The organism is Rufibacter ruber, assembly GCF_014138425.1.
Taxonomy (GTDB): Bacteria; Bacteroidota; Bacteroidia; order Cytophagales; family Hymenobacteraceae; genus Nibribacter; species Nibribacter ruber_C.
In genome coordinates this window covers 69,681-84,549 of the sequence record NZ_JACJIQ010000022.1, presented here as the reverse complement: position 1 = coordinate 84,549, position 14,869 = coordinate 69,681, and the positions used below count along the sequence as shown (strand labels likewise).

The window sequence follows — 14,869 nt, the reverse complement described above, 5'->3', positions numbered from 1 at the left end:
TTACAAGGGCCTTATTGTATAATAAATCTTGTTCCTTCCTTTCTTCTCTTTTATACAAGTTAATTAGTTTTTACAAACATAGGATTGTATAAACGGCACGCTACGGCCGACGGCCTTCGCCGTCGCTTACACAAGTACGTTATGTGCAATTGTAAATAGAAGTTCTCGCGGCGGCAAGCAAAAAATCAGCAGAAGCCGACGAAAAATCGGGAATTGCTGCAAAAGTGGACCGGCAAAAGCTTAGATTACCTCAGCAAAAGAAAGTGAACGCCACCCGACTTTGACCAACTGATGTTGCAAAAGTCGCAGAAGAGGAGTTGACGCAGCATGCGTGCAAAGAATTTATCGGCAATGCACGCAAACCGACGGACTAGATTGCGTATTCGGCCTGCTTTCTGGAAATTAAGCCAAAACGGGACGGATAAAGAATTTGTCTAACTCTTCGCTTTTCTGTTTTCGGGCTGTTTTCCTAAAAGTAGGTCAAAAACAGATAAGAAAATAAGCGCGTGGCAACTTAACAAAAAAGGCCTCCGCCCAACAAGGCATAAACGGCAGCCTTCGGCCAAGGGCTATGCACGACTCATGCACGAGATCATTCCAATATAAAAATACAATGGGGTTCTAAGGGAGAAGATTATTAGAAGCAGAACCCGTCAGAGCGTTAAAACCATATTGAACGTCAAAGTCTGGTAGACGATAACACTACCAGCGTCTCACCTACCAGCATTGCGTGAAATCCCTTACTTTTGGGAGCGCGAACAGAAACCTGAGGCAAGTATCTTCTGCCGGGGTTTCAGCGTTATGTTGTAAAGAACTTACTAGAAAGGAGAAATATATGTTTGACATGTTTGGGATGATGAACAAGGTGAAGGAAATGCAGGCCAAGATGAAAGAGGCGCAGGAAAAGCTGAAACACATCACGGTCTCATCAGAAGCCGGAGGCGGCATGGTCAAAGCCACTGTGAACGGGGAGCGGCGGCTACTAAAGCTGGAGTTTGACGAGACGCTCATGAACCCCGGGGACAAAGAAATGCTGGCCGACCTGGTGGTGGCGGCCGTAAACAAAGCCATGGACGAAGCCGGTGAAAAAGCCAAAGAAGAACTTAAGAAAAACACAGAGGGCATGCTCCCCAACATTCCCGGCCTAGACCTCAGCAACTTTGGACTTTAATTCCCAGCCCACAGTGGCGGTTGTCATCCTGAACTGGAACGGACGCCGCTGGTTAGAACAGTTCCTGCCGGGGGTGATCCTGCACAGTGCAGGGGCTGACGTATTCGTGGCCGACAACGCTTCTACAGATGACTCCGTAGATTTTCTGCAGCAGTATTTTCCGGAGGTCAAACAAATTGCCCTGCAGGAGAATTTCGGATTCTGCGAGGGCTACAACCAGGCGCTCCGGCAGGTGCAGGCAGATTATTATGTACTGCTCAATTCAGATGTGGAGGTGACGGCCGGTTGGCTTTCCCCGTTGGTCCACCTGCTAGAGACAAACCCACAAATTGCGGCCTGTCAGCCCAAGATCAAGTCGTTTCACCAGCGCACCCACTTTGAGTACGCCGGCGCGGCGGGTGGTTTTTTAGACGCCTACGGCTATCCCTTCTGCCGCGGCAGGCTGTTTGACACGCTGGAGGAAGACCGGGGGCAGTATGATGAGGCGCGGCCGGTGTTCTGGGCCACCGGGGCCTGCCTCTTTATCAGGGCCAGCGCCTACTGGCAGGCGGGCGGACTTGAAAAGGAATTCTTCGCCCACATGGAAGAGATAGACCTTTGCTGGCGACTGCAGAACCTGGGCTACCAGATTTTCTACCACGGTCAAAGCACGGTCTACCACGTGGGCGGTGGCACCTTACCTAAAGCCAATCCCAGAAAAACATTCCTTAATTTCAGGAACGGGGCAGCGTTGCTGTACAAAAATCTATCTGATCAGGAGTTAAACCGTATCCTGTACACCCGCTTGGTTTTAGACGGAGTGGCGGCGGCCCGGTATTTCCTGAAAGGGCAATGGCAAGAGGTAGCGGCAATCTGGCGCGCGCACCGGGCATTCTTTGCAATGAGGAAAACTCTGGATGCAGCCCGGCAGGGCCAGCCGCATAAAAAGCCAACGGCTCAGCTCACCGGTTGGTACCCCCAAAGCGTAGTGTGGCAGTATTTTGGAAAAGGCAAGAAGAAGTTTACGCAGCTAGACGTCCCAGACAGTGCTTCGCTCCCGGCGTAAATGTTTGCGCACGTTCAGCCAAAAGGCCAGGATCAGGTACACCAATACCGGAGACCCAAACGTTAGGAAGGAGAGATAAATAAAAGAAAGCCGGATGCTGCTAGAAGCAAAACCCAGTTTTTCGCCCAGTTTGGAGCAAACCCCAAACGCTTGGCTTTCCAGGAAATATTGTAGTTGCTTCATGACTCACAGGAATTTAGAAGCCTAAGTTAAATAAATTTACGTTCACCGTCAACTTTTCAAACCCTTGAAAGGCCAATCCAGTACTTGATGACAGTGTTGGCGCTTTTATACGTATGATTCCAGTTTTAGATATGCCCTATTCCCTTCCTCGTCTTCTTAACCTACGGCTTCTCCCCTTCTTGTTCCTGCTCCTCCTTTTTTCTGGCTGCACCCTCTCCCGCCTGGCCAAAAAAGCCGAGCGCGGGCAAAAGCTCTGGGCGCAGCCTGAAGTACTGATGGTGCGGGGCCGGCAGGTACCCGTAGAAGTCACGGCCCAACTGCCTAAAAATCTGCTGCGGGATGACTATCAATACGGCATCAGGGTGTATTACAAAGCAGACAAAGGCGTAGAAGACCATATTGGCTCGCTGGCGTTTGACTTCGGGAACTACAACTTTGTAGAGGGCAGGCCTACCATGTCAAGTTCTTTCACCCTGCCCTATACCCCTTCTAAAATTACCGGGAAACTGTATGCCCAGGGCGTGGTGACCAGCCCCAAAGGGCGGAAAAAATACCTGAAACCAGTGGTGCTGGCCCCCGGCATCAGAACCACGCCGTACCTGGTGCAGCACGTGCATTCCCCGGCCTATGTCTCAGATTCAGCTAAAAAGGAGAAACCGGGCCCGCTCAAAATCCCCATTTTCTTTGACCAGGCGCTGGCTACGCTGCGCACCGGCTTAGGAACCAACCTGCAGCTGCTGGACCAGTTCCTGACTTCTAACCAAAAGACCAAGCAAATAGAGATTCTGGCTACCCACTCTCCAGACTCTTTAGAAACCACCACGCGCAACCTGGCATCAAGACGGGCCGTGGCGGTAGAGAATTTCATTAAGAAGAAAATAGACACAGAGTCTTATACCAACACCGTTTCCTCGGTCAGGTTTAACCTGCGCACCATCCAGAAGAACTGGCAGGCGTTTCTGGGGCGGGTCCAGAATTCGGCGCTGCCGGAAGAGCAGATCCAGCAGATCCTGGACATTGTAAACGGCCCCGGCTCTTTTATAGAGAAAGAGCGCAAGCTGCAGGAACTTGCCTCTTATGAATATATTGAAATGTACGTGTACCCGGTACTCCGTTACGCCGAGGTAACCATTGACTACCAGCCCAACCTGCGCCGTGATTACGAGGTTTACCTGCTGGCCAAGAAGATTGTAGAGAACCGCGTCAACGCTGATGCCCTTAACGCCGAGGAAATGCAGTACGCCGCGGGCCTCACCCCACTGCTCGCCGAAAAGAAAAAGATCTATGAAAGCGCCATAGAAAACTACATGACGTGGCAGGCCCTGAACAACCTGGGCATGGTCTACTTTGAGCAGGCGCAGAAAGAACTGAAACCGGCGGCCCGGCAGCATCTGCTGGAGAGTGCCATCCTTAACTTCCGGTACGCTGCCCACCGGCAGCCCACCGCGCAGCTCTTTTATAACCTGGGGGTAGCCCACCACCAGCACGGTGATGCCCTGGAGGCGCTGCAAAGCTTTGACTATGCCGTAAAACTGGGCGGGCCTATGCCTGTACTGCAGCAACTATTCACAGACAAGGCCGCCCTGGAACTGGAAGTGGGCCAGTATGATGATGCCGCCCGCAGCCTGGCCTACGCCGGCTCTGGCTACGCTGCCCAGTTCAACCGTACCATGCTGTACCTGCTCAAGGAGAACTATGATGGTGCCGCCCAGCTGGGCCAGAAGCTGCTGGAGACCTTTCCGGCAGATGCCAGCACCCACTACCTCATGGCCATCATCTACGCCCGCAACCAGCAGGAGGCCCAGATGGCAGACCACCTGAAGAAAGCGGTGGCGGCCAAACCGGCCCTGGCCCAGAAAGCCATTGAAGACCTGGAGTTTCAGCGGTACCACCAGTCAGCGGCCTTTGCCGGGGCCCTAAAGATTTAAAGGCTCCTGTTTCTGGCCTGTTTTTGCCAAAACAGGCCAGAAACAGGAATATACTCCCCCACCCGCCCTCCTTCTGCCCCCTGGCGTTTTTTTATTTGTGGCGCATGTCTTAATTTTACCGGACTGATAAGAAAATTCTTACTATGCGAACCATACAATTCAGAGAGGCTCTGCGTGAGGCAATGAGCGAGGAAATGCGCCGCGACCCAAAGGTGTTCCTGATGGGCGAGGAAGTTGCCCAGTACAACGGTGCCTACAAAGTGAGCCAGGGCATGCTGGACGAGTTTGGTCCAGACCGCGTGATTGACACCCCTATTGCCGAGCTTGGTTTTGCCGGTATTGGCGTGGGGGCCGCCATGAACGGGCTCCGTCCTATCATTGAGTTCATGACCTTCAACTTCTCACTGGTGGCCATTGACCAGGTGATCAACTCGGCTGCCAAGATGATGTCTATGTCTGGTGGCCAGTACTCTTGCCCCATGGTGTTCAGAGGCCCCACCGGCAACGCCGGCATGCTTTCCAGCCAGCACTCTCAGAACTTTGAGAACTGGTTCGCCAACACCCCTGGCCTGAAAGTGGTGGTTCCGTCAAACCCGTATGACGCCAAAGGCCTGATGAAAACGGCCATCAGAGACAATGACCCCGTGATTTTCATGGAGTCTGAGCTGATGTACGGTGACAAAGGTGAGGTGCCGGAAGAAGAATATTTAATTCCCATCGGCGTAGCCGACACCAAACGCAAGGGGAAAGACGTCACCATTGTTTCTTTTGGAAAGATGATGAAGGTTGCCCTGCAGGCGGCAGAGGAGCTGGCCAAAGACGGCGTAGACGCCGAGGTGATTGATCTGCGCTCTGTACGGCCCATTGATTATAAAGCCATTGTAGAGTCTGTGAAACGCACCAACCGCCTGGTGGTGGTAGAAGAGGCGTGGCCGCTGGCTTCCCTCTCCTCAGAAATTGCCTTCCATGTGCAGCACCAGGCGTTTGACTACCTGGATGCCCCGGTGAAGCGCGTGACCTGCCGTGACGTTCCGCTACCATATGCCCCAACGCTGATTGAGGCTTCGCTGCCTAACGTGAAGCGGGTGATTGATGCCGTGAAAGAAGTAACCTACGCCAAAGCGTAAGACTATATATACCAATTACAAGAGCCGGCCGTTTCATGATGGACGGCTCTTGCTTTTTCAGGCGTTTTGGGCCTGTTTTTCAAAAAGTAGCTTAAAAACAGAGATACCTGCAAATGAACCTTAAACCCGTTGTATGGGGCGCGGTGCTCAGCCTGGCCGCCTTTACGGCCTGTGATAAAACCTCAGAACTGTTTGAGGTAGAAATGCCTTTGGCCGTCTCTGACACCAGGAACTTCCCTGAAAGGCCCGTGCGCGTAGACACCACCATCACCCTGCAGGCGTTGTTCACCCCGGAGAATGGCTGCGGCAGACGCTCCAGAATAGACACCGCCACGGTTAGCCGCGTCTTTACCATGAAGCTCTACGTGAAGTACCCGGAAGAAGGCTCAGATGTGGTTTGCACAGACGTTGCCCGGCCGCTGTACCACACCATTTCGTTCCGGCCCAAAGAGACCGGTAAATATGAGTTCAGGTTCTGGAAAAGTGATACAGAATATCTTACCAAAACCATTGAGGTAGTGCCCATAAAGAAGTAGTGCCTATCAAGGCAGTTTCTGTTTTGGGGCTGTTTTTCTGAAAACAGCCCCAAAACAGAAATATAACAAGAAGGTTAGGCAACGGTGAGGCGGGCCAGGTAGTGCGCGTCTTCCTCCTGTAACAGCAGTTCAGCCTTCAGGTCTGCCTCCTGCGCATATTGCTCCAGCAGACTATAGTCAATGAACAACCAGTCAAACGGCTGGCTCCGCTCCTGCCGGTACTCCATCACATAAGTGAGTTCGCCATAATAGGCGCCATTCAGATCCAGCAGCACAGAACCGTCTTCTTCTTCATAGAGATATAAAATATCTGAGGACTCCAGCAGGATCTGTCCGCCGGGGGCAAGCCACCGTTTGCAGATGTCAAGAAACTGTGGCAATTGCTCCAGGGTGCCCGCTATGCCAATCCCGTTCATGAGCAGCAGCACCGTATCAAAAGAAGGTGTTGGGGGCATTTGGAACATGTCTCCCACCACCACCTGTTGCACACCCCGGGCTTTTTGTACTTGCGCCGCTTTCTCAGAGATTTCCAGGGCCGTCACCTCCAGCCCTTTTTGCTGCAGGGCCACCGCATGGGAGCCCGCCCCTGCCCCTACGTCTAAAACCCGTCCCCTACAGAGCGAGAGGGCAAACTGCTCCCGCTCCGGCATCTCCTCTTCTTTCCTGAACAGGTAATGCACGGGCAACTCATCTGGGTCAGCCTGGTCTGTGTACACCTGTATGACGGCTTTCTTGTTTCCTTCCCAATACGCTTTGATGGCGGCACCTAACGGATCTGACATACCTGTTTTTGTTCTTGTTTTGGCTTACGGAGACAAAGATAAGCAGCCACCCGTTGAAACAACTTCCCTGGCCGAATTTGTCATGCCCGCACCATTGGCGGTCTTTACCGTGCAGAACCTCCCCTTCATCGAAATATACCATTCTGCCCAGACAGATAAATTAATTTTGGAATAGGCTCAGGAATGAAAACGTACCGGGCCGTAAAGAACTATCCCCCTTAAAATTATATATGCAAAATCAAGGCAATGAGCGTTTATTTGAGTTAGAAGATGAGCGCCTCAGAGTTTTATATGATTACCAGATATTAGACACGGCACCAGAAGAGAAATACAATGCCCTCCTCAACCTGGCCGTCTCTATTTTCAGGGTTCCTATAGCTACTATCGCTTTTATAGACAGAGACCGCACCTGGTTTAAAGCGCGGGTGGGGGTGCCGGTGCCTGAGATTGAACGGGCCAACACTCTCTGCCACCTCACTATCCAATCAGATTCTATCCTGGAGATACCAGACATTGCGGCCACAGAATATTTCACCACCATTCCCATGACCGCCCAGATGGGGGTTAGGTTTTATGCCGCCGCGCCCATTGTCAACGCTTATGGCATCCGGCTGGGCAATATCTGCCTTTTCTCAGATGAGCCCAGGCAGCTAACCCCGCAGGAGCGGCAAATGCTGCACACCCTGGCCCAGCAGGTCATGGCACTGGTAGAGCTAGACGCTCAGAAAAGAAAACTGGAGGCCGAAAACCAAAAAGCAGCCGCCAGCGCCCAGCGGCTGGCAGCCTATAAAGCTGAATTAAACCAATTGTCTTATACCTTATCACACGAATTGAAAACCCCGCTCAGGGCAATCCATAACCTGGCTGAATGGATCTCTGAAGACCTTGCAGAGGAAAGCCACGAACAGGTGAGACAGAATCTGGCGTTGCTGCGCGGCAGGGCGCAGCGTTTGGAGAACCTGTTCAACGGGCTTATCACCTACTCAAGGGCCCGCGAAGTAACTGCCCCCTTAGAGACGGTAGCTACCTCCCTCATGCTCCAACAGCTATGTGACACGTTGAGAGAAGACCATCTGGTAACTGTTACCTTGGCCACTGACCTGCCTGTCATTAGAACAGAGCGCCCGGTGCTGGAGACCATTTTTTCCCAGCTCCTGGAAAACGCCATTCTTCACAACCCGGGCCGTGCTGTAGAGATAGAAGTGGGATGGCGGCAGCAAACGCCGTTCCTGCTGGAGTTTTATGTACAGGACAACGGCGTAGGTATAGCCCCGGTGTTCCATGAGAAAATTTTTGGCATGTTCAAGACCCTTTCCTCAAAACACGAGCAAGAGCGAAATGGAGTAGGTTTGGCTTATATCAAGAAATTATTGAATGAAAGACAAGCAACAATATGGGTAGATTCCATTCCTGAACAAGGCTGCCGCTTCTCTTTCACATGGCCTTGCTAAAAATTATGCAAAAAGGAATAATTCATGGCTATATACCTTATCTTTGAGATCGTCAACTGTGGCTGAATACACTCCAGGCGCAGGTACCAGATCCATGAAAATTATCACCACCATTCATCTTGCCATAGGTTTTATACTGGCCATGTTTTGCATTGTGACTTTTGGTTATATCAAGCAGACCCAACGGGTGCAGAAGAGCGTGGAGGCGGTGCTGGCGACCTCTGATGTGATCAGGGAAGGCGAGTCGGCCCAGAAAATGCTCCTTGACCTTGAGACCGGCATGAGAGGGTACCTTTTAACCGGGAGGCAGACTTTTCTTTCGCCTTACAACAAAGGGCAGGTGATTATTGCCAGAACTGTACGGCGCCTGGATTCCCTTACAGAGGCCTATCCCTCCCAAAACCAGTTGGTGCACCTCATTGAACAGGATGCCCAGGAATGGATTATCAATTTCTCTGAACCCCTGATTGCTGCCCGGGCCAAGGTCCACTTGAGCTCTTCGCACAAACAATACTATGATTCTCTTTTCAATGCCACCGCCCAAAAAGCGAAGGGGAAGCTCATCATTGACCGGGCGCGCAAGAAGTTTGAGCTCATTGAGGCCGAAGAAGAGATCATCAAAAGGGCCAAAGTACGGGAAATGAATGACTCCCTGATGCAGACTAATGATATTGCGCTCGGGTTGACCCTGCTGGCAATCCTGGCGGGGAGCCTTACCGCCTATCTGCTGGGCAAAACCATCAGGAAGCGTTTCATGAAAATGACTGCTTTGGCCAACAGCATTGCCAATGGCAATTACCAGGTAACGCTCACTGACACCCGCCATGATGAAATCAGCAGCCTGACCCACTCTCTTAATAGAATGGCGCATAAACTTCAGCAGAGCTTTGACCATTTGACTAAGATGAACCGGGAACTGGACCAGTTCGCCTATGTAGTTTCACATGACCTGAAAGCCCCTCTCAGAGCCATCAACAACCTGGCTGAGTGGATTGCAGAGGACCTGGATAGCCAGGAGCCGGAAATCACCAACAACCTCACCATTTTACGGGGGCGGGTACAGCGCATGGAGAACCTGATCAACGGTATTTTAGAATACGCCCGGGTAGGGAGAAAAGAGATCAAAAAATCTACCTTTTCAGTTAACAGCGTTCTGAAGGAGGCATTAGAGAATCTGTCTCCACCAGCTTCGTTTCAGGTGAAAATTGCGGCAGATATGCCTACCCTCACCGCTGAGAAGACCTTGGTCTATCAGGTTTTCTCAAACCTGCTGAGCAATGCCTTTAAATACCACCACACCCAGAACGGCTGTGTAGAGGTACGCGCCAAAGAGCTGGAAAACATGTATCAATTTGAGGTGCAGGATGATGGCCCGGGCATCCCGAAGGAATACCACCAAAAAGTATTCGGGATTTTCCAAACTATGGAGGCCCGTGACGTAAAAGAAAGTACTGGCATAGGCCTGGCTATCGTTAAGAAGATTATTGAGGAAAAAGGAGGCAGCATCTGGATTGAGTCTGACAAAGGGCAGGGAACTACTTTTGTATTCACCTGGCCTAAGGAAAAAAAAGACTTGCCTGTGCTTCTTGAAACCGCCTATGTATCATGAAGGAACACGCGCACACCTGCCAAGAACAGTTAAAACAGCTACAGACTGAATTTGACGAGTTTGCTTATATTGTGTCACATGACCTAAAGGCACCGCTCAGAGCTATCAGCAACCTGTCTGGCTGGATCAAAGAAGATCTGGGGGAAGCCCTGGAGCCTGATATTGCCCATAACATTCATCTTCTCCAGAACCGGACAGAGCGAATGGAGCGCATGATTTCAGCCCTCTTGTCATTTTCCAGAGTAGGCAGGCAAGACTTAGAGGTAAGGGAAGTGGCCGTGCAGGAAATGATAGAAAAAATTGCGGCCCCGTTTCAGGAGAAATCAGGCTTAAAGGTTCATCTTTCGCAGCTGCCTACCCTTACTACCTATTGTAGAAAACTGGAGACGGTGTTTTGCCACCTCCTGCAGAATGCGGTGCAGTTTAATGAGCAGGAAACGCCAGAGGTATGGATTTCTGCGAAGCAACTCCCAACGCATTTTCTTTTCTCTGTCAGAGACAACGGCATTGGGATTCCGGCAGACTCATTGGGAAAGATATTCAAGATGTTTTACACCGTGCAGCCCAAAGACCGGCAAGAGAGTTTAGGGGCAGGGTTAACCATAGTACACAAGATAGTAAGATTTGCGGGCGGTACCATTGAGGCAAAATCAGACTTGAACCAGGGAACCGAGATGCTTTTCACCTGGCCCCTCTCCCTAACTGCTTGATTGTTTCACCTTACAATACCCTCGCCGCCTACAAAAGTATGGCAGACGCCGAACCAAGAAGATAACTTACACCCATGGAAGAAAGAGTAGTACCCATTTTATTAGTGGAAGACGATGAAGTGGATATCATGAATGTGCAACGGGCATTTAAGAAGAACAACATAAATAACCCGCTTTACATTGCCAATAATGGTTTAGAGGCCTTGGAGATGCTGCGCTCTGACGCCCTGCCGCAAACCCCCATCATCATCCTGGACATCAACATGCCCAAAATGAATGGCATAGAGTTCCTGCAGGAGTTGAGAAAAGATCCGGCACTGAACCGCATCAGTGTCTTTGTCATGACTACCTCTAATGAGGACAGCGACAAGTTCAACGCATACAACCTCAATGTGGCCGGCTATATCTTAAAGCCGTTATCCTTTGAGAAGTTCATCACCGCCGTTGGCACCCTTGACCGCTACTGGAAGTTATGTGAACGGCCCTAACAAGGGCTGAAAAGAGAAGATTACGTTTGATTCTATGTTTATCCCACCAATCCATTGAAAAATAAGCAGACCCACATCTTACTCGTGGAAGATAATCCACTGGATGTAGCCAATATTCTGCGGGCGTTTAAAGCCCAGGGGATTGAGAACCCTGTACATGTGGCAGGCACTGGCAAAGACGCTCTGTCTATGTTGCTGGGCACCGGCAACACCAATGCCTTGGTGCCCACCCCTAAAATAATCCTGCTTGATCTCAATTTACCAGGCATGGGTGGGTTAGACTTCTTAAAAGCGTTAAGACAGGAAGAATCATTAAAAGCCTGCAGCGTATTTGTAATGACAGCCTCAGATACCACCAAAGACGTGGTAGAGGCCTATGATCTCAACGTGGCCGGCTATCTGGTTAAACCAATACAGTATGAATCACTCCTTGAGATGATCTCTGTGCTTAATTCTTTCTGGGATTTAATTGAGTTACCAAATTAACATTGTAGTATGGTACTAGACCAGGTGGTGAAGTTGCTCATTGTAGATGATGATGAGGTAGATCAAATGATCATTAAGCGGTCCTTGCGCACCGCACAAATGAAGGCAGAGGTACGTACGGCGTCTATGGGGGTAGAGGCTCTGGAGGCCCTGCAGCAGCACGTATTTGATTTTATCTTTATAGATTTCATCCTGCCCGACATGAATGGGCTGGAATTACTTCAGAAAATAAGGGAGCAGGGCATTACCACGCCGGTGCAGGTTGTGACCTCCCAGGGAGATGAGCGCATTGCCGTGGAGGCAATCAAGACCGGGGCCTCAGATTACCTGCCCAAAACCCTGCTTACCCCAGAAGGCATTTCCCAGAGCATACGCAGTGCCATTCGCCTGCACAAAATTGAACAGGAGCGTCTACATACCCAGGAGCAACTCTGGCGCACCCAGAAGCAATTAGACACGGTGGTGAACAGCGCTCCCATTATTTTGTGGGCCATTGACAAAGACGGCATCTTTAACATGTCCCGCGGCAAAGGCCTCTCTCTCATAGGCAGAATTGACAACCAGTCTGTGGGACTGTCTATCTTTGAGGCTTATCAGGAGAATCCACAAATCATTGCCGGGGTAAAAAAAGCGCTGAGCGGCACAGAGGCAAAATGTACCGTTGACGTAAATGGGGTCTGGTTTGACTGCCTGTACCTGCCTATGAAAGATGACCTGGGGAACGTAACCGGAGCCATTGGCGTGGGGTATGACATTACTGAACGGGTCCTGGTGGAAGAGGAACTTAAAAAGGCCAAAGACACCGCCCTCAGTATGGCGCAGGTGAAAGAGCAGTTTCTGGCCAATATGAGCCATGAAATCAGAACTCCCATGAATGGGATTCTGGGCTTAACAGAAGTGTTGGCCAAAACGCAACTGAATGACCACCAGCGGGATTTTCTGAAAGCCATCAATACCTCTGCCAACAACCTCATGGTCATCATCAATGACCTGCTAGACTTCTCAAAAATTGAAGCTGGCAAAATCACCCTGGAAATTATCCCCTTTGACCTGAGGCAACTGATCAAACAACTTTTAGACATTCTGGAGATCAGAGCCAAAGAACGTAAAAACACCTTAAAACTGCTGCTGGACGAAGAAATTCCGCAGTTTGTGATGGGTGACCCGTTCCGGCTGAGCCAGATTCTGAACAACCTGATAGGCAACGCGATCAAGTTCACTGAAAACGGTGTGATTAAACTGAGCGTGGAGGTGATCAATGTACAGAATGGTCAATATCTGCTGGAAATGACGGTAAAAGACACGGGCATAGGCATTCCAGCGGAGAAATTGGGAACCATCTTTGACAAATTCACCCAAGGCAGCAGTGATACTACCCGTAAGTTTGGCGGCACCGGCCTGGGCCTTTCCATTGCCCGGGAGTTGATTGAAGTACAAAACGGCAACATACAGGTTGAAAGTCAGGTGGGCCAGGGCAGCACTTTCCGTTTTCAGCTTCCGTTCAAGAAAGCCGACAGGAAACCAGAAGTACCCGCAGTAGCCGCAGAGTCTTCCGCTGATCAGTTTAAGCACCTGCAACATGCCTCTATTCTGCTGGCCGAAGACAACCCCATTAACCAGTTGCTGGTGAAAAAGGTGCTGGGGGACCATGAAATTCTGTTGGAGGTGGCTAATAATGGCCAGGAAGCGGTTGACCTTCTGGCCCAGAAAACCTATGACTTGGTGCTCATGGACATGCAGATGCCTGAAATGGACGGGTATGAGGCCATGCAGTACATCAGGCAGCACATGCCAGAACGGAAAAGCATCCCTATTATAGCCTTGACTGCCCACGCCTCACAAGGCGAGGCAGACAAGTGCTTAGCCGCCGGCGCAGACTCTTATGTGTCAAAACCTTTCCAGGCAGAAACATTATTGAAGGAGATTGCCCGCTTTTTACCTAAAACCGCAGCAGAAGAACAAGCAGCAGCTGCTACCCTGCCAGAGGAGGCTTTAGAGATCAACCTCTCTTACCTGGCACAGTTTGCCAACGGCAATGCAGAGTTCATGACAGACATTCTGAAGATGTTCATTGACCAGACGCCAGGACAGGTGCAGGAAATGACCAGAGCCGTTTCTTTCTCCAACTGGGCCGAAACCAGAACTATTGCCCATAAAATAAAACCGTCTCTGGCCTTGGTGGGCATTTCTAAAATTGAAGAGATTAATTCAAAAATTGAGCAGTATGCCCTGCACCGGAAAAACACTGAGCAGCTTCCTTCTTTGGTTCAGCAAATGGTGACCCTGGTAGAAAAAGCCGTTGATCAATTGCAGAATGAGCTGAAAACCTTAAAAGAAAAATCAGCAGTAAGGTAACAGCCATCCTATCTAGAGCTATTTTACCTTCTACTCGTAGTCCTCACGGCGTGTAGAAGCTGCCTAGCCGCCCCTCGCTTAGCGTAAACTTTTTGGTATGCTAGCAAGGCAGGATAGAGTCTGTTTCTGGGCTGTTTTTTGAAAAACAGCCCAGAAACAGCAGCTCAAGCAATTGCTTTGGCCATAGAGAAAAGAAAGCACCGCCCCAAATTTAAAGAAGAAGATACCAGCCAACTACTTGTTTAGAAAGCACGTTTTTAGAGCATGTTTAAAGGGTGATTGTACCGGCAAAGAGTGCCTGCGAAAGGTTCTGCGTTCACAGTTTAAGAGCCGCCTTGCAGCGTAAAGGGCTAGAAGATGTAACCGCAGGTTCTTTTTCAGGGCTTACTTGCAGGATTAAACGCTGTTTTAAACTTAGTTTAGAGCCTCTTTTACCAAAACAGCTTATAAAGATATCTTTCTCATGGAGCCAGTACTACATCCCCTTTTTCAGCAGTTAGAAGAGCAGCGGCAGTTTCTAAGCCAGTGGGTGAGTGCCGCCTCCCCTGCCAAACAGGAAACCAAACCAGCACCAGATAAATGGTCGGCGGCCCAGGTGCTCTACCACATTGGGTTTATTGAGCAGAAGGTATTGGAGGAGCTCCAAAGACGCCTGGCCTCCCAAAAGCCTCTACGGCCCACCTCCCTTAAAACGTGGTACAGGTCAGTGGTGTTAAAGCTGTTCCTGCGCCTTCCCCTTAAGTTCAAAGCCCCCAAAGTAGTTCGTGAGGTGCCCTCCGTGGCGCACGTACCGGCAGTACTGGAGCAGTGGCAAAAGACCCGGGTACAGCTCAGGGCCCTGCTGGAACAATTTCCCGTGGATTTGTTAAACAAGGAGATTTTTTTTCACCCCATTGCCGGCATGCTTACCTTGCCCCAAACGCTCGCCTTTCTGCACCAACACCACCGCCACCACATTCCTCAGCTGAAGAAGCTGTTGCATTAACAGGACTCCCACG

At 50.5% G+C, this 14,869-nt stretch carries 14 protein-coding genes; 12 read left to right on the top strand and 2 right to left on the bottom strand.

Annotation, left to right across the window (positions count from 1 at the left end; genetic code table 11):
* Positions 1-835 precede the first annotated feature (835 nt).
* Both FHS90_RS20090 and FHS90_RS20085 read left to right on the top strand, forming a co-directional pair.
* On the top strand, positions 836-1,171 hold the full coding sequence (locus tag FHS90_RS20090; protein WP_066833113.1) for a YbaB/EbfC family nucleoid-associated protein: 336 nt from the start codon (positions 836-838) through the stop codon (positions 1,169-1,171).
* Entirely contained in the window at positions 1,161-2,216 is a 1,056-nt protein-coding gene (locus tag FHS90_RS20085) for a glycosyltransferase family 2 protein (RefSeq protein ID WP_182514350.1), read from the top strand. Before FHS90_RS20090 ends, FHS90_RS20085 begins: the two co-directional genes overlap by 11 nt.
* Here FHS90_RS20085 and FHS90_RS20080 read toward each other — a convergent pair.
* On the bottom strand, positions 2,181-2,399 hold the full coding sequence (locus FHS90_RS20080) for a PspC domain-containing protein (RefSeq protein ID WP_182514349.1): 219 nt from the start codon (positions 2,397-2,399) through the stop codon (positions 2,181-2,183). The genes FHS90_RS20085 and FHS90_RS20080 overlap by 36 nt on opposite strands.
* A gap of 113 nt (positions 2,400-2,512) precedes the next feature.
* On the opposite strand from FHS90_RS20080, the gene FHS90_RS20075 reads away from it, so the two are divergent.
* The 3 genes from FHS90_RS20075 (at position 2,513) to FHS90_RS20065 (ending at position 5,990) form a co-directional block, all read left to right on the top strand.
* Positions 2,513-4,327 (top strand): tetratricopeptide repeat protein, encoded by a 1,815-nt coding sequence (locus FHS90_RS20075; RefSeq protein WP_182514348.1) that lies wholly within the window; start codon positions 2,513-2,515, stop codon positions 4,325-4,327.
* A 143-nt stretch (positions 4,328-4,470) separates the two neighbouring features.
* Complete coding sequence (locus tag FHS90_RS20070; RefSeq protein ID WP_066833117.1) at positions 4,471-5,454, top strand: pyruvate dehydrogenase complex E1 component subunit beta; 984 nt, start codon at positions 4,471-4,473, stop codon at positions 5,452-5,454.
* A 113-nt stretch (positions 5,455-5,567) separates the two neighbouring features.
* Entirely contained in the window at positions 5,568-5,990 is a 423-nt protein-coding gene (locus FHS90_RS20065; protein WP_066833207.1) for a hypothetical protein, read from the top strand.
* A gap of 74 nt (positions 5,991-6,064) precedes the next feature.
* Here the strand turns inward: FHS90_RS20065 and FHS90_RS20060 are convergent, their stop codons facing one another.
* Positions 6,065-6,772, bottom strand: a complete 708-nt coding sequence (locus FHS90_RS20060) for a class I SAM-dependent methyltransferase (protein WP_182514347.1) — start codon at positions 6,770-6,772, stop codon at positions 6,065-6,067.
* Between the two features lie 230 nt (positions 6,773-7,002).
* Here FHS90_RS20060 and FHS90_RS20055 point away from each other — a divergent pair, with 230 nt between their 5' ends.
* The 7 genes from FHS90_RS20055 to FHS90_RS20025 all read left to right on the top strand — a co-directional run bounded on the left by FHS90_RS20055 (position 7,003) and on the right by FHS90_RS20025 (position 14,856).
* Positions 7,003-8,223, top strand: a complete 1,221-nt coding sequence (locus FHS90_RS20055; RefSeq protein WP_182514346.1) for a sensor histidine kinase — start codon at positions 7,003-7,005, stop codon at positions 8,221-8,223.
* A 94-nt stretch (positions 8,224-8,317) separates the two neighbouring features.
* Complete coding sequence (locus tag FHS90_RS20050) at positions 8,318-9,832, top strand: sensor histidine kinase (RefSeq protein WP_182514345.1); 1,515 nt, start codon at positions 8,318-8,320, stop codon at positions 9,830-9,832.
* A complete protein-coding gene (locus FHS90_RS20045; RefSeq protein ID WP_182514344.1) occupies positions 9,829-10,542 on the top strand; it encodes a sensor histidine kinase in 714 nt (237 codons plus the stop codon). The genes FHS90_RS20050 and FHS90_RS20045 overlap by 4 nt, the downstream gene beginning before the upstream one ends.
* Positions 10,543-10,616: 74 nt before the next feature.
* The gene (locus tag FHS90_RS20040; protein WP_182514343.1) at positions 10,617-11,030 is read left to right on the top strand and encodes a response regulator; all 414 of its coding nucleotides are present in this window, start codon (positions 10,617-10,619) and stop codon (positions 11,028-11,030) included.
* 54 nt (positions 11,031-11,084) lie between these two features.
* Positions 11,085-11,516 carry a response regulator gene (locus tag FHS90_RS20035; protein ID WP_066833225.1) on the top strand — a complete coding sequence of 144 codons (432 nt, stop codon included), beginning with the start codon at positions 11,085-11,087 and terminating at the stop codon, positions 11,514-11,516.
* Between the two features lie 9 nt (positions 11,517-11,525).
* Entirely contained in the window at positions 11,526-13,871 is a 2,346-nt protein-coding gene (locus FHS90_RS20030) for a hybrid sensor histidine kinase/response regulator (protein WP_066833228.1), read from the top strand.
* Positions 13,872-14,334: 463 nt separating this feature from the next.
* The gene (locus FHS90_RS20025; RefSeq protein WP_182514342.1) at positions 14,335-14,856 is read left to right on the top strand and encodes a DinB family protein; all 522 of its coding nucleotides are present in this window, start codon (positions 14,335-14,337) and stop codon (positions 14,854-14,856) included.
* The last annotated feature ends 13 nt before the right edge of the window (positions 14,857-14,869 follow it).